Annotated in this window: 22 protein-coding genes; 16 read left to right on the forward strand and 6 right to left on the reverse strand. The window is 53.3% G+C overall.

Features of this window, described 5'->3' with window-relative positions; translation table 11 throughout:
* Window positions 1–75 precede the first annotated feature (75 nt).
* The 4 genes from BM040_RS11190 to BM040_RS11205 all read left to right on the forward strand — a co-directional run bounded on the left by BM040_RS11190 (window position 76) and on the right by BM040_RS11205 (window position 2,410).
* Window positions 76–537, forward strand: a complete 462-nt coding sequence (locus BM040_RS11190) for a DUF5362 family protein (RefSeq protein WP_092101139.1) — start codon at window positions 76–78, stop codon at window positions 535–537.
* 123 nt (window positions 538–660) lie between these two features.
* Window positions 661–1,416, forward strand: coding sequence for an acyl-[acyl-carrier-protein] thioesterase (locus BM040_RS11195; protein ID WP_092101141.1), 756 nt, complete (start codon window positions 661–663; stop codon window positions 1,414–1,416).
* 161 nt (window positions 1,417–1,577) lie between these two features.
* Window positions 1,578–2,048 (forward strand): GNAT family N-acetyltransferase, encoded by a 471-nt coding sequence (locus tag BM040_RS11200; protein ID WP_092101143.1) that lies wholly within the window; start codon window positions 1,578–1,580, stop codon window positions 2,046–2,048.
* Between the two features lie 41 nt (window positions 2,049–2,089).
* Window positions 2,090–2,410 (forward strand): antibiotic biosynthesis monooxygenase family protein, encoded by a 321-nt coding sequence (locus BM040_RS11205; RefSeq protein ID WP_092101145.1) that lies wholly within the window; start codon window positions 2,090–2,092, stop codon window positions 2,408–2,410.
* 123 nt (window positions 2,411–2,533) lie between these two features.
* On the opposite strand, the gene BM040_RS11210 is transcribed toward BM040_RS11205, so the two are convergent.
* Window positions 2,534–2,869 (reverse strand): DUF4286 family protein, encoded by a 336-nt coding sequence (locus tag BM040_RS11210; protein ID WP_092101148.1) that lies wholly within the window; start codon window positions 2,867–2,869, stop codon window positions 2,534–2,536.
* 147 nt (window positions 2,870–3,016) lie between these two features.
* Between BM040_RS11210 and BM040_RS11215 the strand changes: the two genes are divergently transcribed.
* Window positions 3,017–3,646, forward strand: coding sequence for a YdeI/OmpD-associated family protein (locus BM040_RS11215; RefSeq protein WP_092101150.1), 630 nt, complete (start codon window positions 3,017–3,019; stop codon window positions 3,644–3,646).
* Between the two features lie 80 nt (window positions 3,647–3,726).
* On the opposite strand, the gene BM040_RS11220 is transcribed toward BM040_RS11215, so the two are convergent.
* The 3 genes from BM040_RS11220 to BM040_RS11230 form a co-directional block, all read right to left on the reverse strand.
* On the reverse strand, window positions 3,727–4,260 hold the full coding sequence (locus BM040_RS11220) for a hypothetical protein (RefSeq protein WP_092101152.1): 534 nt from the start codon (window positions 4,258–4,260) through the stop codon (window positions 3,727–3,729).
* 56 nt (window positions 4,261–4,316) lie between these two features.
* Window positions 4,317–6,710: a TonB-dependent receptor gene (locus BM040_RS11225; protein ID WP_092101154.1), complete on the reverse strand. Its 2,394-nt coding sequence runs from the start codon at window positions 6,708–6,710 to the stop codon at window positions 4,317–4,319.
* Between the two features lie 176 nt (window positions 6,711–6,886).
* Window positions 6,887–7,210 carry a hypothetical protein gene (locus BM040_RS11230; RefSeq protein WP_092101156.1) on the reverse strand — a complete coding sequence of 108 codons (324 nt, stop codon included), beginning with the start codon at window positions 7,208–7,210 and terminating at the stop codon, window positions 6,887–6,889.
* 318 nt (window positions 7,211–7,528) lie between these two features.
* Between BM040_RS11230 and htpG the strand changes: the two genes are divergently transcribed.
* Entirely contained in the window at window positions 7,529–9,349 is a 1,821-nt protein-coding gene (htpG, locus tag BM040_RS11235) for a molecular chaperone HtpG (RefSeq protein WP_092101158.1), read from the forward strand.
* 272 nt (window positions 9,350–9,621) lie between these two features.
* Window positions 9,622–10,539, forward strand: coding sequence for a toxin-antitoxin system YwqK family antitoxin (locus BM040_RS11240; RefSeq protein WP_092101160.1), 918 nt, complete (start codon window positions 9,622–9,624; stop codon window positions 10,537–10,539).
* Between the two features lie 395 nt (window positions 10,540–10,934).
* Here BM040_RS11240 and BM040_RS21580 read toward each other — a convergent pair whose 3' ends face one another.
* Entirely contained in the window at window positions 10,935–11,216 is a 282-nt protein-coding gene (locus tag BM040_RS21580; RefSeq protein WP_175491045.1) for a hypothetical protein, read from the reverse strand.
* A 146-nt stretch (window positions 11,217–11,362) separates the two neighbouring features.
* Window positions 11,363–11,725, reverse strand: a complete 363-nt coding sequence (locus tag BM040_RS11250; protein WP_092101164.1) for a YraN family protein — start codon at window positions 11,723–11,725, stop codon at window positions 11,363–11,365.
* 54 nt (window positions 11,726–11,779) lie between these two features.
* On the opposite strand from BM040_RS11250, the gene BM040_RS11255 reads away from it, so the two are divergent.
* The 9 genes from BM040_RS11255 (at window position 11,780) to porM (ending at window position 20,904) form a co-directional block, all read left to right on the forward strand.
* On the forward strand, window positions 11,780–12,775 hold the full coding sequence (locus BM040_RS11255) for a bifunctional phosphoglucose/phosphomannose isomerase (protein ID WP_092101166.1): 996 nt from the start codon (window positions 11,780–11,782) through the stop codon (window positions 12,773–12,775).
* Window position 12,776: 1 nt separating this feature from the next.
* Entirely contained in the window at window positions 12,777–13,511 is a 735-nt protein-coding gene (gene lipB / locus BM040_RS11260) for a lipoyl(octanoyl) transferase LipB (RefSeq protein ID WP_092101168.1), read from the forward strand.
* Window positions 13,495–13,902, forward strand: a complete 408-nt coding sequence (locus BM040_RS21745) for a hypothetical protein (RefSeq protein WP_092101171.1) — start codon at window positions 13,495–13,497, stop codon at window positions 13,900–13,902. Before lipB ends, BM040_RS21745 begins: the two co-directional genes overlap by 17 nt.
* 71 nt (window positions 13,903–13,973) lie before the next feature.
* Window positions 13,974–15,152: a DUF4271 domain-containing protein gene (locus BM040_RS11270; protein WP_245756191.1), complete on the forward strand. Its 1,179-nt coding sequence runs from the start codon at window positions 13,974–13,976 to the stop codon at window positions 15,150–15,152.
* Window positions 15,153–15,203: 51 nt separating this feature from the next.
* Complete coding sequence (locus BM040_RS11275) at window positions 15,204–16,007, forward strand: uroporphyrinogen-III synthase (RefSeq protein ID WP_092101175.1); 804 nt, start codon at window positions 15,204–15,206, stop codon at window positions 16,005–16,007.
* A 160-nt stretch (window positions 16,008–16,167) separates the two neighbouring features.
* Window positions 16,168–17,130 carry a PorP/SprF family type IX secretion system membrane protein gene (locus tag BM040_RS11280; protein ID WP_092101177.1) on the forward strand — a complete coding sequence of 321 codons (963 nt, stop codon included), beginning with the start codon at window positions 16,168–16,170 and terminating at the stop codon, window positions 17,128–17,130.
* 226 nt (window positions 17,131–17,356) lie between these two features.
* The gene (gene porK / locus BM040_RS11285; RefSeq protein WP_092101179.1) at window positions 17,357–18,373 is read left to right on the forward strand and encodes a T9SS ring complex lipoprotein PorK/GldK; all 1,017 of its coding nucleotides are present in this window, start codon (window positions 17,357–17,359) and stop codon (window positions 18,371–18,373) included.
* A gap of 79 nt (window positions 18,374–18,452) precedes the next feature.
* On the forward strand, window positions 18,453–19,253 hold the full coding sequence (gene porL, locus BM040_RS11290; RefSeq protein ID WP_092101181.1) for a type IX secretion system motor protein PorL/GldL: 801 nt from the start codon (window positions 18,453–18,455) through the stop codon (window positions 19,251–19,253).
* Window positions 19,254–19,305: 52 nt separating this feature from the next.
* Window positions 19,306–20,904, forward strand: coding sequence for a type IX secretion system motor protein PorM/GldM (porM, locus tag BM040_RS11295; protein WP_092101183.1), 1,599 nt, complete (start codon window positions 19,306–19,308; stop codon window positions 20,902–20,904).
* The last annotated feature ends 18 nt before the right edge of the window (window positions 20,905–20,922 follow it).

Here is a 20,922-nt window from a genome sequence, read left to right on the forward strand (position 1 = left end):
TGAGAGATACACTTTGTATGAAGTATAGAAATTTTTTCATACTTTAAATACATCGTTCACCTAACCACCACACATATGGATTCAGGACTTTACGCAAATGCAGGGGCGCCGCAGCCCTTCAGTATCACACCCTCCTCGGCGGGCTATCTCGGCGAGGTAGCCAAATGGGGAAAATTTCTGGCGATCATAGGCTTTGTGATGATCGGAATCATGGTGCTGGCCGGCTTGTTTGCCGGGGCCGCCATGAGCATGTTCCTGCCGCAGGAGGCTGTGGGCATTGCCGGAGGCGGTTTCCTCACCTTCTTTTACCTGATGGGCGCCTTGCTGTACTTCTTCCAGGTGCTGTACCTGTACCGCTTTTCAGGCAAGATGCAGGATGCCCTGCGCCTGCACGACGAGGAACTGCTGGCTTCCTCCTTCGCCAACCTCAAATCGCTGTTTAAGTTCATGGGGGTAATCACCATCGTCATGCTGGCATTCTACGGGTTGGGCATGCTGTTTATGTTCCTGGGTATGGGCATTGGCGCGATGATGTAACAGGCGCTTACTCTCAAAATTATCACACCGGAAGCACGCCTCAACAGGTGTGCTTTCGCGTTTTTCAGGTGGCATCGGCCGCGATTCTTGCGTACCTTGCAGCACAACAAGTATAACTAGGCAATGAAGTCAAAGGCAGGGGCAAGTGAATTTACCGTTCGCTCCGGCGAGGTAGACTACCGGGGGCACGCGACGCTGCCGGCCTTGGTGGGCTATATGCAGGAGGCGGCCTGGGAGAACACCCGCGACCTGGGCATCTCGATGTACGACTTGCTGGAGCGCGGCCTGACGTGGGTGCTGCAGCGCATGCGCGTGGAGATGTTCCGCTACCCCGGCCACAACGAGAAAATCACGGTGGAAACCTGGGCCTCCGGGCGGGAGCGCGTATTCCTGCACCGCGATTTCAGGATGTATACTTCGGAGCGGGAGCTGTTGGGCCAGGCAACAAGCGTGTGGCTGGTGATGGATGTGGTGAAGCGCCAACTCGTGTCGGTGCCCGATTTTATCATGGATGTAGAGATAGTGCCGGGCCAGGAGCCGCTGCCTTTTGCCAAAGGGAAGCTGCCGCAACTGCAAGAGGCGCAGCACGAGCAGCAAGTGCCCGTGCGCTGGCACGACATCGACCTGAACCGCCACGTGACCAACACCCGCTACTTGCAGTGGGCCCTGGACACGCTGCCGTTGGAAGTGCTGGAGCAACAGCAGCTGCGCGCGGTAGACATCATCTTTAAAGCCGAAAGTATATTGGGCGATACAGTGGTGTCGGCGGTGGCGCCTGCCGATGCGGAAGGCCGTAATTTCCTGCACAAACTCACCAGCCAGGAGAGCGGCAAGGAACTGGTGCAGGCCAGGACAGCGTGGGAGGAGTTTGGGAGTTAGAGGGTTTGGGAGTTTAGGAGTTGTAGAGGCGCAATACGTTGCGTCTCTAGAGTTAGAAGGTTAGAAAGTTTGGAAGTTAGAAAGTGTGTAGGAACTTATGCATCAGTAAGATCTCCTTCATCACTGGTTAAACAATCAACAAGAAGCAATCAACAAGTAACATGATAGAAATAAGAAGAGGAACGGTAGACGATTTGCCGCAGGTGTATGCACTGATACAGGAGCTGGCCGAGTATGAGCGGGCGCCGCAGGAGGTAACCAACACGCTGGAGGAAATGGAGCGCGATGGCTTCGGGGAAAACCCGATTTACAAATTTTTTGTGGCCGAGAACGAAGACGGCGTGGTAGGCATTGCGCTATACTACACAGCCTACTCTACCTGGAAAGGGCGCATGCTTTTCCTGGAAGACCTGGTGGTGACAGAAAGGTTGCGCCGCGCGGGTATCGGCAGGAAGCTGTTCGACGCGGTGGCGCAGGAGGCAAAAGACACCGGCGCCAAGCGCTTCAAATGGCAGGTGCTGGAGTGGAACGAGCCGGCCATTGCCTTCTACAAGAAAATAGGAGCCGATCTGGATGGCGAGTGGATCAACTGCAACATGACCGAGGAGCAGATCCAGCGGTATGTAGGTTAAACTTCCGGTAGAGGAACAAAAAACAAATAGACTATACTTAAATGATCGCCCAAACGCCGCAGCCGCCTTATTATGCCGTCATATTCACTTCCTCGCGCACCGACGGGGACAACGGCTATGCCGAGATGGCAGACAAAATGGTAGCACTGGCCCGGCAGCAGGAGGGTTTTTTGGGAGTAGAGTCTGCCCGCGAGGAGGTGGGCATCACCGTGTCCTATTGGCGGGATCTGGAGTCGATTAAAGCATGGCGCGAGAACGCGGAGCACACTGTAGCCCGCAACAAAGGCCGGGAGATGTGGTACCAAGTGTTCAAAACCCGGATTGCGAAGGTAGAGCGGGACTATGGCTTTGATAAAGGCTAAGCAACCGGAGCAAGTATAAGAAGAACCATACATCACGTATGGCCTATCGCTTAAGGCCATAAAACAAACAAGCCAGCAGCTATACATTAGCTGCTGGCTTGTTTGTTTTAGCTCCTGCAGAGCTTACTCGCTCTCCTGCTTGCGCTCCACATCGCGGGCCACTACTTCCAGCATCGAGCGGAAGATCACATACTTTCCCTCGTAGCGCTGGTGGTGGCGGGTTTCGATGGCAGCGGCATGGTCGCGCTGGTATTCTTCCAGGTCCTCCATGTTGCGGCAGGTATACTGCACCGCGTAGGTGGTGCCACCGTTGGCTATCTCGTGCAGCAGGCGGCTAACCTGGTTGCCCAGGAAAAAACCAGTGCCCATCACGGCCGGAATATGCTCTTCCTGTATCCACTGCAGCCACTCGTCGGCTACAGCGTTATCCACGCTAATCGTTTCGTTGTATAAAATCATACTACAAAATTACGAAATCCGAGCTAACATGGCCAAAGTATAAGTATGCGCTTCGAGTGCGGGCCTGCGAAAAGTATAAACAGCGGCGCATAAATGTGATTTTTGTAGTAGCTTAGGCGCAGCTATACTTTCAGAAACAGAGCAACGATGGCAGACCTTGGTAAGAAACTACAGCTCAAAAAAGAGCACGCTATACTTTTGCTGATGGCCCCGGAGGATGTGGCGCAGGCGCTGCAGCAGGAAGGCTATACGTTTACAAGAGCAGAGGAGGCGCCAAGTATGGGCAGCTACGAGGCGGTGCTCCTGTTTGTGCAGCAGGCCAGCGATCTGGAGCAACTGGCACCGCAGGCGGTGGCACTGCTGCAGCCGGAAGGCCTGCTTTGGGTGGCTTACCCCAAGAAGTCATCTGGCATAAAAACAGACCTTACCCGCGACAATGGCTGGCAGGTGATGGGCAGCATGCAGTATGAGCCGGTGCGGCAGGTGGCCGTGGACGAAGTATGGTCGGCGCTGCGGTTCAGGCCGCAGGCAGCGCGCAAACAGCCCTCCACGTTCGGGGTGGACATGCCCGGCATCGACAGAAAAGCTAAAACCGTAACGCTGCCCGACGACCTGAAGGAGGCGCTGCAGGAGGCAGGGCTGCTGGAGGCTTTTGAAAGTATGGCTTTTACGCACCGCAAGGAGTACGTGGTGGCGGTGCTGGAGGCCAAAAGGCCTGAGACCCGTACCCGCCGCATCGCCAAAACCGTGGAGGAGATGGCGAAAAGGAAAGTATAAAAGTATAAACCAAAGTATAAAAGAAGAGGCGCAGCTCGATAGAACTGCGCCTCTTTTGGCTTATGGTATAGCTTGTAAGGCTATTGAATGTTTACTGTAAAGGATGCCTCGATGTCCGTTTCGCCAACGGTCACGTCGCTGTCTGCATTCTTCAGGCCCGGCTGGTGCTTCAGCGTAACCTTCAGGGTGCCGGTCTGGCCAGCGTTGCCGGATAGCATTCTGGTTTTCAGACCTACCGGGCGGCCGTTGCTGTCGAAATCATCCGGAACGACTTTCTGCACGACCAGCACGTCCTCAGGAGCGTTAAAGAAAAACTCATGGTCTACGGCCTCTTCTCTGATTTCATCCTCAATCTTGTCGTTGAAGGTGATGGTGGCGGTGTATTGCGTGTTCGGCACCAGGCTGAGGGTTGGAGTGCTGCCGGCTGTAAAAGTAGCCGTAGCTGTCTGGATGCCCTTGTCGGTGGCAACTGGCTCCAATGTCAGCGTCATAGAGGTGATGTTTTCCTCTTCTTTGATTGGCTCCGGATCGTCATCGTCGCTGCAGGAGGTGGTAGATATGAATAGTGCGCCTAGTAAGAAAATCGTGAGGTAAGGTCTAAATAGTTTTTTCATGGTAAAGGTTTATTTGAGAATGTACAACAATACGGTATTCACTATATAAATGATACTTATTTCTTCATGTTGCTGAAATCGAACGGAATCCGCACGCGTAACAGCAGCATCCGGCCCAGTTCATCGGCGTAGTAACGCTGCTTGTTCAGGTAGTCGCGGTAGGCGGTGTTGAGCAGGTTATTGCCGGTGATGCCTACCTCAACCGGCTGCTTGCCAAGGTGGATGGTGGTGCCTGCCTCCGCCTGCAGCAGGAAGTACCCATCCGGGGCCGGAGCAAAGTCCTGCTCCGTTTTTTCGGGAGTGCGCCGCTGCTTCGCCACATACACCCCTCCCACCGACAGGTAAGCGTCCGTTAACTTGCCGCCGTTGCCTGAGGCAAACTCGTAGCGCAGGCTGTTGTCGAAACGGTTGGCTGGCATGTAGATCAGGTAGTCATCGGTATCGAGGTTACGTGCATACAGCAACGAGGTTTTCGACTCCAGCAACAGCCCCGTCGCCAGCCTGTAATCCCAGCTCAGGTCTATGCCCGAAAGCGTGGCGTTGGCCTGCGTGTACTCAAAAGCCGGGAAGGCTCCGCGAATAGTCAGCACCGGATCCGGCAGCGGCCTCAGGTAAATATAATCACGAATGTAGTTGTGATACAGGCTCAGCGTTCCGTTCAGGCGCGGGTTACTGAAGTAGTCCACCGAAAACTCCAGGTTATAGGCCTGCTCCGACTTCAGGTTCGGGTTGCCGCTCTCGTAGGCGGCCGCGCTGTGGTGCACCCCCTCGCTAAACAGCTCGTTGGCACCCGGCGCGCGCCAGGCCGAGGTAGCGATCAGGCCGAAGGTCAGGTGGTAGCCCACGTCATACATGGCAGCCAGCGTGCCGGAGAGGTTGCTGAACTCATACTCGGGTTTGATGAGCTCGCGGTTATTCTCCAGCTTTTTCACCAGCAGGTGCTTGTAGTCGTAGCGCAGACCCGCCTCCAGCTGCAGGCGGTTTTTCCGCCAGGTTTCGGTGGCGAAGATGCCCGCCGTGGTGCCGGTAAAGTATGGCAGGAAGTCGCTGTAGCGGTAGGTGTTCTTCTGATAGATCGTGCTGATGCCCACCAGGCCTGTCAGGTTGCCCAGCGGTTTATGCTCAAAGGTGGCCTCGGTGGTATGCGTGTTAAGCGTGAGCTCCAGGGTCGGGGCCTGGCTTACGCGCCGGCGCATGTCGTACTCCTGGCGCAAGTTGCGCTGCCAGCCGTACACAAATTCCAGCTTGCCCGCCTCGCCCAGCTGCCAAAACCCCTTGGCCTTGAACAGGTCGTGCTGCACGTCCTGGTACGGGCGGCCGATGTCGTAGGTGAACTCGGCGTTATCCGCGTTGCTCGGCCTGCCGCGCTCAATGGCATACATCAGGTCCTGCACACTACCAATGTGTGACTCAAGCAGCACCCCCAGCTCCGTGCTGAAGCGGCTGTAGAAGAGCTCCGCGCCATACTTCTCCTTGTTATAGCCCAGCGCCGCCGAGAAATTCTGCTCCCGCATGCCGGTGTTCTCCAGGTAATAGTCCGGCGTTTTGGCGTTGCCGGCCTTGCGCAGTGTGCCTTGCAGGCGCCAGCTCAGCGGCGGCAGCTTCTCAAAGTTGCCTTCCACGGTGGCAGAGGTAGCCATCTGGCGGTTGTTGGTGCTGCCCAGCAAGTATAAATCGCCGCGGATGCCGGGTGAGGTGGGCAAAGCCTTGGGCTCTACCAGCACCACCCCGCCAATCGCATCAGCCCCGTAGCGCACACCGGCTGCCCCTTTAATCACCTTCATCTCAGAGGCAATAAAGGGGTCTATCTCCGGCGCATGCTCAGCTCCCCACTGCTGTCCCTCCTGGCGCACGCCGTTGTTGAGCAGCAGCACGCGGTTGCTGTGCAGGCCATGGATAACTGGCTTGGAAATGGTAGGCCCGGTTTGCAGTGTGGTCACGCCGGCGATGCCTTTGAGCGTTTCGGCCAGTGCCAGACCGCGCGTCTGCTCCAGCTCGCGGCCGCTTATAGTTTGCTGCGTCTGGGCCTGCTCGCGCAGGTGCTCCCCGGTCACCTCTACGGTGCGCAGCTGGCGTGGGCTGGCGTGCAGCTGCAGATCGCGGGTAGCCGAAGCAGTAAGCCTGACGGCAAACTGCTCCTCCTCGTAGCCCAAATACTTTACCTGCAGCGTGTAGGCACCGCGGCATATCTGATGGAAATGGTAGTTGCCGTACGCATCAGACATGGTGGCGCGGTCCAGCTCCGGCAAGTAAATGGTAGCCCCGATGAGCGGCTCGCGCGTGTCATGGTCCAGCACCTTACCCGAAATGGTCAGGCCGCAGTCCTGCTCGGCGTCCTCAGCTACCGGTCCGGGCAGCGATTGGGCCCGTAATACCGGCGCCTGCAACGCCAACAAAGCCAGCGCAAAAAATATGGTTTTCGTCTTCAGCACGTCTTCTAATTTCAGCAATAAGTAATGAGCGGCTACACCAGGTATAGCCTATAGCGGATTGGCCCAGCTGCGGCAGCCGCTACGCCAATGGCAGAAGCGGGCCTGTGAGGGCTCGTAAAATATGTTTGGAAGGGTAAGCACGTGCCGCGGCCATACCTGGCAAAGTATAGACGGAGCTGTGCGGGTTGCTGAAATCAGGCTACGGGAGGTCCCCGGAGATAGTAGGGGATGGAGGTGCTGCCTAGCCAGGCACAGGTATAAGCGCCGGCATAAATAGCGGTATGGGTAAAGGTGGTAAAGCTGAGGGACAGCATTTCGCCCTGGTACGGTGAGTTGAACACATCCTCTACCGGGCAGTGCTTGTGTTTCATGCCTACCTGCGCCTCATGGGTGTCGCAGTGGTCGGCGTGCACCGTGTGCGTGTGCGGGTGCAGCTCCTGAATCAGCTCATCAGGCACCATGGCCCTGCTGAAGAGCAGGAGCAGCGCGAGGGCGATATGTTGGAGATAACGGTGCACGTCGGCGTTGAAACAAAAACAAAGATATACTATTTTCTACAATGTTGCATTTAGGCTGGTTCCCAATTTATACTATTCCTGTACGCACAAGTATAAATTGGGGTGCTGCTGCGGGTGGTTAGATAGGTTTCAGGTCAAAAGGTTTAGTCGGGCAAGTATAAATTAGCCCCGGAAGTATAAAAGTCTGCCGTAGCGTTAGTTTTTTTCATCGCATCCTGCCATCCTGTCACTCCCTTGCCCTCTGGAACAGGTTTTGAAAGCATGGCCTAAAGCATAGCATCCGCAAAAGATCAACCTTAACCATATAAAGTATAGACAATGGAAGAAAGAGGTAATATCTCCATCCACACCGAGAATATTTTCCCGATCATCAAGAAGTTCCTGTACTCCGACCACGAGATTTTCCTGCGCGAGCTGGTGAGCAACGCCGTGGATGCCACGCAGAAGATCAAGCGCCTGTCCTCCATTGGCGAGTATAAAGGCGAACTGGGCGAGCTGAAGGTGAAAGTGGCCGTGAACAAGGAGGCCAAAACCATCACCATCTCCGACAACGGCCTGGGCATGACAGCCGGGGAAATCAAGAAGTACATCAACCAGATCGCGTTTTCGGGCGCCACCGAGTTTGTGGAGCGCTACAAGGACGCCTCTGCCGACAAGGATCAGATCATCGGTCAGTTTGGCCTGGGCTTCTACTCGGCGTTTATGGTGGCCGAGCGCGTGGAGATCGTCACCAAATCTTACCAGGAGGGCGCAGAACCGGCCCGTTGGGAGTGCGACGGCAGCACCGAGTTTTCGATCACGACGGCTGAGCGTGCCGAGCGCGGCACGGATGTGATCCTGCATGTGGCCCAGGACTCGGAAGAGTTTTTGGAGACAGCCCGCCTCCGCACCATCCTGGACAAATACTGCAAGTTCCTGCCGGTGCCGGTGGAGTTTGAGGGCGAGACCATCAACAACCCGAGCCCTATCTGGACCAAGCAGCCATCGGAGCTGAAGGACGAGGACTACAAGGAGTTTTACAAGGAGCTGTACCCCTTCTCAGAGCCGCCGCTGTTCTGGATTCACCTCAACGTGGACTATCCGTTTAACCTGACCGGTATTTTATACTTCCCGAAGGTGAAGAACGAGTTCGAGATCCAGCGCAACAAAATCCAGCTTTACTCGCGCCAGGTGTTTATTACCGACGAGGTGAAGGACGTGGTGCCGGAGTTCCTGATGCTGCTGCACGGCGTGATCGACTCGCCGGACATTCCGCTTAACGTGAGCCGCTCTTTCCTGCAGGCCGACTCCAGCGTGAAGAAGATTAACACCTACATCACCAAGAAGGTGGCCGACAAGCTGGCAGAGATTTTCCGCAAGGACCGCGAGACGTTTGAGAAAAACTGGGACGACATCAGCGTGTTTGTGAAGTATGGCATGCTCTCTGACGACAAGTTCTATGAGAAGGCGAAGGATTTTGTGCTGCTGCAGAATACGGAAGGCAAATACCATACGTTAGAGGCGTATAAAAACCTGGTGCAGGCCAACCAGACAGACAAGAGCGAGCAGCTGGTGCTCCTGTATACCACCGACGCCGACAAGCAGCACGCCTTTGTGGAGGCGGCCCAAAACCGCGGCTACGACGTGCTTCAACTCGACTCCATCATCGACAGCCACTTTATAGGCATGCTGGAGCAGAAGCTGGAAAAAACCACCCTGAAGCGCGTAGACTCCGAGACAATCGACAAGCTCATCGAGAAGGACGAGACGAAGGAGAGCGTGCTGAGTGAGGGCGAGAAAGAGGATCTGAAGAAAGTATACGAGGAGGCCATCAACAATAAAAACATGACTGTGGAGGTGGCCCCGCTTGCCCCGGACGACGCGCCGGTGGTGATTACGCTGCCCGAGTTTATGCGCCGCATGAAGGACATGAACCGCGCCGGCGGTGGCGGTATGATGTTTATGGGCGAGATGCCGGACATGTATAACGTGACCATCAACGCCAACCACCCGCTGAACCAGCGCGTGCTGAAGGCCGAAGAGAAAAGCCAGCTGGCGCGCCAGGCGTTTGATTTGGCCCTGCTGTCGCAGAACATGCTGTCCGGAGCGGCCCTTACCACCTTCGTGAAGCGCAGCTTTGAGCTGATGACCAAAGAGTAATACCCTTATTTTAAATACCTAACAGCTAAGGCAGTGTCCGTTTGGGCGCTGCCTTTTTTGCTTTTTGCTCCTGCTAAAGTATAAATGAAACTTACCCGGCGCCGGCACAGTTATAGGGGCCTGAACGGTTGTGGGTGCGTATACTTATATAATATTTGCTAAATTGCTTTATTGTTAAATTGTTGGTTTTCCTGTAGCGGGATTAAAGTATACTAAGAACAACCGTTTAGCAGTTTAACAATTTATCCGGTAATAATAGAACGAGTCAAAATTTGAAAAGCGCGGTTTATACTTTGTGGATAGGGATTTTACTGCTAAGCCTGGGCAGCTGCGGCCAGCCCAAGTGGAACAGTGACTATAACCTGAACATGGCCCGCCTGAAGGACGGCGACAAGGCAAAAACCGACGCCCTGGCCGCCGCCGACACCACCAAGCCTATCATCGAGACTAAAAACCCGCTGGAGGAGGAGATAGAGGAGAAAAAGAAGAAGCGCAAGGCCAAGCACAGCAAGCGTGAGTTTCTGGGCTACAAGATAAAGCGCGGCTTCACGAAAAGCGGCGGCAGCTACCGCGAAACCATCGAAACCTTCGGTTACCTGCCGGTGTACGAGGCGCCGGACCGCTACGCCCCCTACAAGTACTACTACGATACTAAGAACCGCAAACTGGCCCGCTCTGCCGCTGTTCAGGAGGACACCGACCGCTACAAGGTGCTGCACGGTCCTTACAAGAAAACCCTGGACGGTGAGGTAGTGGAGGAAGGTTACTTTTACGTGGGCACCAAGCACCTGCGCTGGGAGAAGTACCGAAACAACGAAGACCACACCCTGGTGGGCAAGGAGCACTATGAAAAAGGCTTCCTGCGCGATGCAGTGGTAACCTACTACGGCGACACCAAGAAGATAAAAGAGGTAATTCCCTATGAGTACGGACAAGTGCAGGGGCCTTATTACCGGTTCTATGAGAACGGGCAGCTGGAGTGGAGCGGGCAGTATGAGAAAGGCCGCAAGGTAGGTGTATGGATTAACTACTACGACTTCCGCAACCGCCGCCGCTACGAGTACCAGTACCCCAAAACTGCCTACGACGCACCGCACGAGCCGTACCTGCTCCGCGCCTACGACCGCCACGCCACCCCTATCTACGAGCGCGGCAAATTCGACAAACGCTCGCAGGCGAGTAGTAAGTAGTTTATACCCCACCCCAGCCCTCCTCTAAGAACAGGAAAGGGAGTTTCTAGAATATTCTGCTGTTCCGGGCTTCTTTGTCCAAAACTTCTGCTGCTGCTGTGGACATGCTTGTCCGCTTTTCTGCTATACCGGGTCCAACCACCCCTGGCCCCTCAGAGCTACGCTCGCTACCTTCGAACTCTCGTTCTCGGTAGTCAAAGAAGGGGGTTCTGTAGTTGCTGTTTCTGAAGTATAAGTTTCATAGTCAAAGTATAAACACCCCTGTAGTCCCCTCAAGGGGACAGTCTGTACTTGCCACCCGCTCTGTCATCTCGAGCAGGGCGAGAGATCTATCTGGAATTCTCTTTAGATCTCTCCCGAAGGTCGAGATGACAGCAGGGGCAGGAGCTATTGAATTATTCCCAGCCTTTGGGTTGAGCGCCTCGAGAGGTTCCGGTGCCCGTGAGGGCATTGCGACCGCAGGGCAGCAAAGGAAGCGAAAGCAGCGCGATGCCCGAAGGCGAGGCCTCCCGGCCTGGGAGGGCAGAAAGCAGGAGATGCAACGATTGGTATGTGGGGCTGGAGGAGGAACGGTGGTTTGAAAGGTTAGCTTGGTTCCAGTTGCAGGAAGCGGTGGCTAGGAAAGTATAGACCAGCAAGTATAAATGTATAGCCAAAGTATAAGTATGGCTTTTCAAGCCAGTTGGGTTACAAACCCAACATCATAGGTAGGCACGAGTTGCAAACTCGCGCCAGCGGTAGGGATAGATAAACTATAGCAGCACAAGCGGACGCCTGCGCCAGAGAAAGTATAACTCGCCTTCGGCAGAAAAGCCATATCCCCTCAATGAAACGCATCCTCAATATGATGTATAACCGGCGGAGCCGACAAAGTAACCGAGATAATATCAAACCGCACCTCATGCCCCCACCCCTCCTGAAGTATAAACTCGTCCGCAGCGTTTAGCAGCATGGCCTCCTTCTTCGTGCCAACAGCCTCCTCCGGAAACCCGTACCTATCAGTAGACCTTGTTTTCACCTCCACGAACACCAGCAGGTCGCCTTGCTGCGCGATAATGTCCACCTCGGCGCGCCGGTGCCGGTAGTTCTGCCGCAGGATGGTGTAGCCCTTGCCTAGCAGGTAGGCAACAGCGTGGTCCTCGCCTAGGCGGCCGGTGTGGAGGTGCTTGGTTATTTGAGAAGCCATATAAAAATTGTACTTTGCGGGCAGCTAAGGCTGCTTCGCCAACTTTAGCATCGGATGAAAGAACTTATTGAAAACTTTGCCCAGCAGTTGCGCCAGGCGATGCAGGCCGGGGAAAGCGAAAACGTAAACCTTGCTGGCCCCAGGTATAGCAATGTAGTGATGGCGGGTATGGGCGGCTCAGGCATCTGCGGCAACCTGGCCAAAACCTATGTAGCTAACAAGTTAACGGTGCCCGTGTTGGTGCAGAAGTGCCATAGCCTGCCCGCCTTTGTTGGCTCCAAATCATTGGTAATCGCCACCTCCTTCTCAGGCAATACGGAAGAGACGCTGTCTATGGTGCGGCAGGCAATGGAGGCAGAAGCGACCGTTAGCTTTGTAAGCTCTGGCGGAGAGATGCTTCGCATAGCCCAAGCTAACAACGTGCCGCACCTCACGCTGCCAACAGATGCCGGTCCGCCCCGGGCTTGCCTGGGCTTTATGCTGGTGCAGCAGTTATACTTGCTGCACTATGCCGGTTTGCTGGACAATGCCTTTAAAACGGAGCTGCGGCAAAGTATAGACCTGCTGGAAGAGCAGGCCGGAAGTATAAAAGTACAGGCCAGCGCCCTGGCCAGCTCGTTGCACACAAGGCTGCCCATACTTTATGCCGATGAGACCTTTATGCCCGTGGCGATGCGCTTTCAGCAGCAACTGAACACCAACGCCAAGCAACTGGCCCACGTGAACGCACTGCCCGAGCTATGCCATAACGAGGTAGAGACCTGGCAAAACCCATCGGAACTAAACGAGCGGCTGGCTGTTTTGTACATTAAAACAGGCTACGACCACCTGCGCAGCAGGCTCCGCATGGGGCTGGTGCGGGAGGCTCTGGAGCAAAAGGGACAGCAGGTGCTGGAGGTAGAGGCCATTGGCGCCACCATGCTGGAGCAGATGTTCTACCTTATCCACCTCTTCGACTGGGTGTCGCTGTACCTGGCCGGGCTGAATAAGGTAAACCCTGGCGACACAGAAACTATAAATCACCTGAAAAGGGAATTATCTAAAGTATAACGTGCAAAAAAATACCGACATACAGTTCAGGCACCTGGGGCTGATAGACTACCAAGAGGCCTGGGATTACCAGGACAAGCTCTTTACCGCCACCCTGGACATTAAGGTGAAGAACCGCGCCGCCGGCCCGGACGAGCAGACGCCTACGCCAAACTACCTTCTCTTCTGCCAGCACCCGCATGTGTACACCCTGGGCAAGAGTGGCCACGAGGAGCACCTGCTGCTGAACCAGGAAGGGCTGCAGGCCAAAGGCGCCACCTACTACAAAATCAACCGCGGGGGCGACATCACCTACCATGGGCCGGGCCAAATCGTGGGCTACCCCATCTTGGACCTGGAGAACTACTTTACCGACATTCACAAGTACCTCCGCTTTCTGGAGGAGGCCATTATACTTACCCTGGCAGACTATGGCGTAGTGGCCGGGCGCATAGCGGGCCTAACCGGCGTGTGGCTCGACCACGAAGCGCAGCGCAACCCGCGCAAGATCTGCGCGATGGGGGTAAAATGCAGCCGTTGGGTAACCATGCATGGCTTTGCCTTCAACATCAACACTGACCTGGACTACTTTAATAACATTGTGCCGTGCGGTATTTCTGATAAAGCCGTAACTTCGCTGGCCAAAGAGCTGGGGCACGAGGTGCCGCTGGCCGAGGTAGAGGAAAAACTGTTGAAACACCTGGCCGCCCTTTTTGGCGCCAACATTACAACCGCTGCGCATGAAGAAAGACATTGATTTTGGGACGGTAGAGGGGATTGCGGTGGCTGTTGCCAAAGCCACAGAAGCAGTTGCCGACCAGCCAGCCTGGAATGTATACTTGCTCAACTACAACAACTTTCCGGTAGAGAACGTGCTGGTGGCCTCTAAGGGCTACGGCGTGATGGACGGGGAGGAAGTGAAGACCTCGGTGCTGCGCCACATGTTCGAGCGCGTGGAGGCAAAGAGCTTTGTGCAGGTAGAGCCCATCGACCCGGCTATCTTCCACATCAACAACGAGTACTGGGTGAGCTATTACATCGGCCGCCAGATTTACGACAAGCGCTTTGTGTTTGTGCCCGACTCTATTGTGGAGGAAAACCTGATCGAGATAGGCATGCTGCAAACGCAGGGCGTACTGCACTCCTGATCCGGCCCCACCCAAGTATAAAATAAAGTATAATCCGGCTGCCGCCGCTGCTCCCATTCACCTTTTATACTGTGCACAGCTTGCTTCCAAAGTATAGCCTTATTTTCCGGATGCTCTTAGTCGTGTTGTGGCTGGGCGTGTGGCAGGCGCCTGTGCAGGGGCAGGTGTTGCCGCTGGAGCAGAAAAACACTATCACGGGCAACTGGCTGGTGCAGCCCGAGGGGCAGGTGCAGCTGGTGCCCTATGTTTCCAGCCAGCACGCAAAGTATAAGGCCCTGCACCAGTGGCTGTCCATTACCCAGGCGCAGCCCTTTCAAATAGCCTTTACCGCCCCTAAGGATCTGTGCCTGTTTCTGAACAACCGGCTTGTCTTTAAGGCCGACTCCTCTGCCAACTATACTTTGGATTTGGCAGCGTTCAGCAGAGGAGCCGCGCCTGTGGAGGGCAAGTACCTGCTTACGGTATGGCATCCCAGCCAGCAGCCAAACGTGAGCACCTTCCGCAACGTGCCGCTCGTAGCCGATGAGCAGCAGGACGAGGGACAGCGACCTTTCTCGGTGCAGGTGCGCGAGTACGTGAACCAGAACACCTTCATTATATTCATGCTGCTGATCGGGCTGTTGTATGGCCTGCTGCGCGTCAACTTTCCCGCCGACTTCAAAAGCCGGTTCAGCCCCCACAACTTCCTGCGCCACGATACACAGGAGATGCTCTATTCGGGCAAGCCGTTGGGCACGGCCTCCAACCTGCTGTTTATACTTGCCTTCTCGCTTTCCATGGGGCTGCTTATTGCGGCCATACACACTAACGTGCAGCACGTGCGGCTGTTCAACCGCCTTTTCCCTGTGTCGGAGGCCGATATCACTACCAAAGTCCTTTTTTATACTTTGCTTATTTTTGGGGTAGTGCTGCTGAAGTATGTTTACCTGAAGGTGATGTCGTTTGTATTTGGCCTGGAGGAGTTGGTAAAGCTGCAGTACCGGGAGTTTCTGCGCTCGCTGCTGTTTATGGGACTTTTCCTACCCTTCATCATGCTGCTTTACCTTTCCCTGAACATGATAATGCCGGAAGCGATATTGCTTATTTCAAACCTATCGGTAGCTTTGTTGCTGGTTATCAGCATTTTGCGTGTGTTCTACGGCGTAAATAAGAAAGTCTCAGTGATTAATTTGCATTTATTTTCGTACCTTTGCGCCACGGAAGTGATTCCGCTGGCAATTATGCTGGAACTAATCGTTTTTAACTTTTAGACAGCAGCGGGCGGGCATTACAGCAGGCGAACTTAAAAGCATTATTTTAATATGGCTGAAAGCAAAGCAAAGGGCTCTGCGAACCCTGAAAGACACAAGATTCCTATCAAAAGTATCCTGGTTACCCAACCACAGCCTACTACCGACAACTCTCCGTACCTTTCTATTGCAGAGAAGTATGGCATTAAGGTAGACTTCAGGGCATTTATTGAGGTGGAGCCTGTTTCCTACAAGGAGTTCCGTAAGGATAAAGTGGATATCCTGTCGCACACGGCCGTTATCTTTACAAGCCGCAACGCCGTGGATCATTTCTTCCGCATTTGCCAGGAGAGTAAGATAGAGATGCCTGCCGACATGAAGTATTTCTGCATCTCTGACCAAACGGCTTACTACCTGCAGAAATACATCACCCTGCGCAAGCGCAAGCTGTTTGTGGGCGAGAAAACGGCCAAGGACCTGTTTGAGGTAATCAAGAAGCACAAGAACGAGAAGTACCTCTACCCTTGCTCCAACATCCGCAAAGACGATATCCCGGAGTTCCTGAAGCAAAACAAGATCAAGCACACCGAGGCTATTATCTACAAGACTGTGGCCGCCGATCTGTCGGATCTGGACGATGTGACTTACGACTGCCTGGCCTTCTTCAGCCCATCGGGTATCACGTCGCTGTTTGCTAACTTCCCGGACTTTAAGCAGAACAACACCCGCATTGCTGCCTTTGGCCCCACCACTGCCAAAGCGGTGCGCGACGCAGGCCTGGAGCTGGATATAGAGGCGCCGCACCCCAATGCGCCATCCATGACCGGAGCCATAGAGGTATACATACAGAACCAGATGCAGGAGGCAAAAAAATAAGCGATAACGCAACTTTTAAGCCTGGTTTGCATACGTACTAAAACGCAAAAGCCGTTCTCGATCCAAGGGGACGTGTGTTTGCGTTTTAGTGTTTAATAGCTATATTTGAATACGCTAGGTGCATTACTAGTTCCTAAACCTTGCCTTCTTGCCGCAGCCTATGAAAAAGCTTCTACCTGTCTTGTTGCTGGTGCTTCTGGCAGTGCCACTAGCGCAGGCGCAGCAACAGCCGCAGTTTACCCATTACGGGTTTAATGGCATGCAGATAAGCCCGGCTTACGCAGGTATAACCAAGCGGCCGGAGTTTATGTCCATTTACCGCTACCAATGGCTCGGCTACGATGCCACCTTTGATGACGGCGGCGCACCGCAGACGCTTTTTTTGTCGGCGCATGCGCCGGTGAGGCTGCTGCATGGCGGCGTGGGCCTGAACCTGATGCGCGATAAAGTAGCTAACACGACCGTTCTCACCGCAGCACTCTCCTACTCCTTCCATATTAATATAGGTGAGACCGGTAAACTGGGCCTGGGCATACAGGGAAATGTAAACAATTATAAAAAGGGCCGCTACCGCGCCATAGATGAGGGCGACCCCAACGTGCCCTTCAACAGCGAGGACACCAAGTATGACTTGGGTGCGGGCGTTTGGTATGAGTCGGAGACGTTCTATGCTGGCGGTGGCATCACCAACCTGCTCAAGTCAGAGTATGAGTTTGCCGACTCCACTAATACCGGCCGTGGCGTATTGCTCGGAGAGAACCACCTATACCTGACAGCGGGCTTCCATATGCCGCTAACCGCCGATCTGACCCTGACACCAACCGCCCTTTTGAAGCACGATACCGAAACCCTGTCGTTCGATGTGGGCGGCCGTTTAACTTATCAGGAAAAATATTGGGTCGGATTGAATTATCGGCATGAAGAAGCTGTTAGTGCCCTTGTGGGAGTTTCTTTGCTCCAGGATAACGCCCTGCGGGTTGGATATGCGCTTGATTTAACTACATTTAACAAGTCGGCCAAGGCTCCTACCTCGCACGAGGTAATGGTAAACTATCGCCTGCCAGAGCCTGTGGTACGGTTTAAGCCGCCTGTAAGAACGCCTCGCTACTTTTTTGAGAGATAACGTTTGGTAATTGTAATAGCATTGCTACTTTTATGGGCACTTCTTCAAAAAGTGCATAAAAAAATAATTGTACATTCCAATAATAATCAACCCTTTAAGCCGTTTAAAAAATTAAAAAAGGCGTTGGAGTGAATTGTTTTTTATTTATTCCCATTTCTCATATATTTGCTACACTCGTAGAAGTGTGCTAAAATTTATTACAGAAAATTTACTTTTAACAGTCATCATGAATAAACTACTAAAGCTGTCTTCCTTCGTATTGGCGGTGGTGCTGCTTGCAAGTTGTGGTATGAGACGCGGGCCGCAAGGAGACCTTGTAGGTGCTGAAGACAGACCAGCATACAACCCTCAGGAAGTGCCTTACGGTATGGTAGCATGCCCGGGCGGTACCTTCCACATGGGGCAGGCTGACCAGGATATAGCAGCATCTATGGCAAACTTAAACAAGCAGGTAACCATTGGTGGCTTCTATATGGACGAAACCGAGATTACCAACAACGAGTACCGTCAGTTCATCAACGTGATGATGGAGGATTCGCTCGATGTACTGGGTGAGGAATATGTGATGACGGCGCTTTACCCGGACACCACTGTATGGGTAAAAGACTACACGTACCACATGGGCGACCCGTTGATGGAGTACTACTTCTCTCACCCGGCGTTTGATGACTACCCGGTAGTGGGAGTGGATTGGTTTGCAGCCAAGTACTTCAGCGAGTGGCGCACCAAGCACAAGAACCAGGCAAACGCCGAAAGCGGCCGCGCACCAATGCCGCAGTTCCGCCTGCCTTCAGAGGCTGAGTGGGAGTATGCAGCCCGTGGTGGCCGTGACATGGCCGTTTACCCTTGGGGTGGACCATACCTGCGCAATGCCAAAGGCTGTTTGCTGGCTAACTTCAAGCCAGGCCGTGGCGACTACTACAGCGATGGCTTTACCTACACTGCCCCTGTTGCCCAGTTCTTCCCGAACGACTTTGGCCTCTATGACATGGCCGGCAACGTAGCCGAGTGGTGCGAGGATGCTTATTCTGATGCCACTGTTCCGGTTACCTGGGACTTGAACCCAGTGTATAATGATGACAATGAGCCGCGTAAAGTAGTAAGAGGTGGTTCATGGAAAGACATCGCTTACTTCCTGGAGACAGGCACACGCAACTTCGAGTTTCAGGATTCAGCCAGATCCTATATTGGCTTCCGTAACGCTATGATCTACCTGGGACGTTCTTCAGGCAGAGAGTTTTAAGAAGATTTTAATATCAATTAAATACCAATCCCCCATTTAATCCTTAATCAATCGTTCACTACTTTAATTAGAAAACAAAATGAGCAAAGCTAAAGGTCGCAGTTTCTTGTTCGACGTGTTGATGCCAAAAGTATACGGTATCGGTGCTGCTGTTGTGATTATTGGTGCGTTGTTCAAGATCCAGCACTGGCCAATGGCCGACTTAATGCTGATCCTTGGTCTGAGCACAGAGGCTATTATCTTCTTCCTAAGTGCGTTCCAGCCACAGCATGCGGAGCCGGATTGGGCTAGAGTATATCCACAACTTGCCGATGACTACAATGGCCAAGGTATAGTACCAGCTACTGCTGCTGTTGCCGGCCCGTCTGTAACAGGTAAATTAGACGAAATGATGCGTAATGCTGATATTACGCCAGAATCAATCCACCAGCTTGGCCTGGGCCTAAACCGCCTGAGCGAAACAGCTGCTACGATGGCTGACATGAGCAACGCCGCCGCCGCTACAGAGGAATATACTGTGCGCGTTAGAGCTGCTGCCGGTCAATTGGATAAGATCAACGACGCTTACGCTACGACAGCGGACGCTATCGCCCAGATGGCTGTTTCTGCTACGGATGCGAAAGAATACCATACTCAGATTCAGGGAATGACCCGCAACCTGGGAGCTCTTAACGCAGTGTACGAAATGGAGCTTCAGGATGCCAACAACCACCTGAAAGCCATGAACAAGTTCTATGGCAACCTGAGCATGGCCATGGAGAACCTCACTGACGCCAGCAAAGATACAGAACAGTTTAAGCAGGAAGTTTCACGCCTGACGCAGAACCTACACTCTCTGAACACAGTGTACGGCAACATGCTGTCTGCGATGAAAGGTTAATCTTGGTTAATAGTCCTATATCTTAAGAAAACAACAGTTAATATAGTATAAAATGGCTGGAGGAAAAGAGACACCAAGGCAGAAGATGATCGGTATGATGTACCTCGTACTGACTGCGATGCTTGCCTTGAACGTGAGCTCGGCTATCCTGTTAAAGTTCCAGTTCTTGGATGAGTCTTTACAGACGGTAAACAAGAAGACTAGAACGGATAACGCCGGGGTCGTATCGAATATAAAAGCTGCCATTGCGGAGAATAAGAATCCCTCTGCCAATGACCAGCGCGTGCTGAAAACAGCAGAAGAGGTACGTAACAGAACAACAGAAATGGTTACCTACATCCAGGGGCTGCGCGACATGTTGATTAAAGAGACAGGCGGGCAGAACGAGGAAGGTACCGGGTATGCCAACCCAAGTGGAAATGACATCGTGGCAATGACGATGATCGGAGCTGCAAGCAAGAACAATGGCAAGGCTTACGACTTGGAGCAGAAACTGAATGAGTATGCTAAGTTCCTGAGACAGTACCATGAGCAAGTGCCTGCTAAAATCGCATTAAGCGGTTCTGAAGACCCAGTAGCTGCAAAGGATCCTGCTCAGAAGCGTAAGGATTTTGCCCAGCTGAACTTCGAAGAAACACCAATGGTGGCTGCTCTGGCAGTGCTTTCTCAGAAAGAGGCTGAAGTACTAAAGTATGAAGCTGACGTGCTGCAGAAACTCGCCCAGCAGGTTGGTGCGGATATCATCAAGTTTGAGAAGATTTTTGCCATGGCGCGCGCCGAGTCTAAAACGGTTGCTGCTGGTACAAAGTATGCTGCTGATATGTTCATCGCGGCATCTTCTGACAATATCACGCCAAGAATGTCTTACGGTGGTAAGCCTGTTAAAGTAGAGAACGGAATGGGTAGAGTAGAGTTTGTGGCTTCTGCCTCTAACTACGATGCCGACGGTAACTCTAAACAGAAATGGACAGGTCAGGTGACTATCAACCAGAATGGCCGCGACACGACTTTCACTGTAACAGAGGAGTATATTGTTGCCAAGCCTGTAATTCAGGTGCAGTCTGCCTCTGTACAGGCCCTGTACTTCCAGTGTGCTAACGAGCTGAACATTCAGGTGCCTGCTCTGGGCGCTGTATATGACCCAAGCTTCAGCGCAAGCGGCGGTCAGGCCATCAAAGGTGCTAAGAAAGGCGAAGTAACCATCATCCCGAACGCTACGGAGGTAACAATCAACGTTAGCAGCGGTGGAAACTCTATCGGATCTGAGAAGTTTAAAGTTCGCCCAATACCGAAACCAGAGATAGTGGCTATCGTGAATGGTAAACCAATAGACGTAAAGCGTGGTGTTCCGGCACAGGCTTTCAGAGCGGTTGAAATTCAGGCCGTAGCTGACGAAGGTTTCAAACAATTATTACCTAACGAGGCACGTTATAGAGTAACGAAGTGGAGAGCGTACCTGGTACGTGGCAACCAGCCGATTGATCAGGGTGAGTTTAACGGACCTACAGCCAACCTAACAAGCTTCGCATCAAAAGCAACCAAAGGTGACCGTGTAGTAATCGAAGTTCTGGACGTAAAGCGTCTGAACTATAAAGGCACTGCTGTAGATGTGAATGTTGGTAGCCCGAACTTCAACGTTCCTTTAAATTAACAAATAGAAGCTTACGAG

The sequence above is a fragment of the Pontibacter chinhatensis genome (assembly GCF_900113285.1).
Taxonomy (GTDB): domain Bacteria; phylum Bacteroidota; class Bacteroidia; order Cytophagales; family Hymenobacteraceae; genus Pontibacter; species Pontibacter chinhatensis.

Coding starts and splice junctions, on each gene's coding strand:
- BM040_RS11195 (WP_092101141.1), top strand. CDS start 661: ATGAAGTCAAAGGCAGGGGCAAGTGAATTTACCGTTCGCTCCGGCGAG.
- BM040_RS21745 (WP_092101171.1), top strand. CDS start 13,495: ATGAAGAAAGACATTGATTTTGGGACGGTAGAGGGGATTGCGGTGGCT.
- porK (WP_092101179.1), top strand. CDS start 17,357: ATGAATAAACTACTAAAGCTGTCTTCCTTCGTATTGGCGGTGGTGCTG.
- BM040_RS11275 (WP_092101175.1), top strand. CDS start 15,204: ATGGCTGAAAGCAAAGCAAAGGGCTCTGCGAACCCTGAAAGACACAAG.
- BM040_RS11205 (WP_092101145.1), top strand. CDS start 2,090: ATGATCGCCCAAACGCCGCAGCCGCCTTATTATGCCGTCATATTCACT.
- BM040_RS11215 (WP_092101150.1), top strand. CDS start 3,017: ATGGCAGACCTTGGTAAGAAACTACAGCTCAAAAAAGAGCACGCTATA.
- BM040_RS11190 (WP_092101139.1), top strand. CDS start 76: ATGGATTCAGGACTTTACGCAAATGCAGGGGCGCCGCAGCCCTTCAGT.
- htpG (WP_092101158.1), top strand. CDS start 7,529: ATGGAAGAAAGAGGTAATATCTCCATCCACACCGAGAATATTTTCCCG.
- BM040_RS11220 (WP_092101152.1), bottom strand. CDS start 4,260: ATGAAAAAACTATTTAGACCTTACCTCACGATTTTCTTACTAGGCGCA.
- BM040_RS11250 (WP_092101164.1), bottom strand. CDS start 11,725: ATGGCTTCTCAAATAACCAAGCACCTCCACACCGGCCGCCTAGGCGAG.
- BM040_RS11255 (WP_092101166.1), top strand. CDS start 11,780: ATGAAAGAACTTATTGAAAACTTTGCCCAGCAGTTGCGCCAGGCGATG.
- BM040_RS11200 (WP_092101143.1), top strand. CDS start 1,578: ATGATAGAAATAAGAAGAGGAACGGTAGACGATTTGCCGCAGGTGTAT.
- BM040_RS11280 (WP_092101177.1), top strand. CDS start 16,168: ATGAAAAAGCTTCTACCTGTCTTGTTGCTGGTGCTTCTGGCAGTGCCA.
- BM040_RS11210 (WP_092101148.1), bottom strand. CDS start 2,869: ATGATTTTATACAACGAAACGATTAGCGTGGATAACGCTGTAGCCGAC.
- porM (WP_092101183.1), top strand. CDS start 19,306: ATGGCTGGAGGAAAAGAGACACCAAGGCAGAAGATGATCGGTATGATG.
- porL (WP_092101181.1), top strand. CDS start 18,453: ATGAGCAAAGCTAAAGGTCGCAGTTTCTTGTTCGACGTGTTGATGCCA.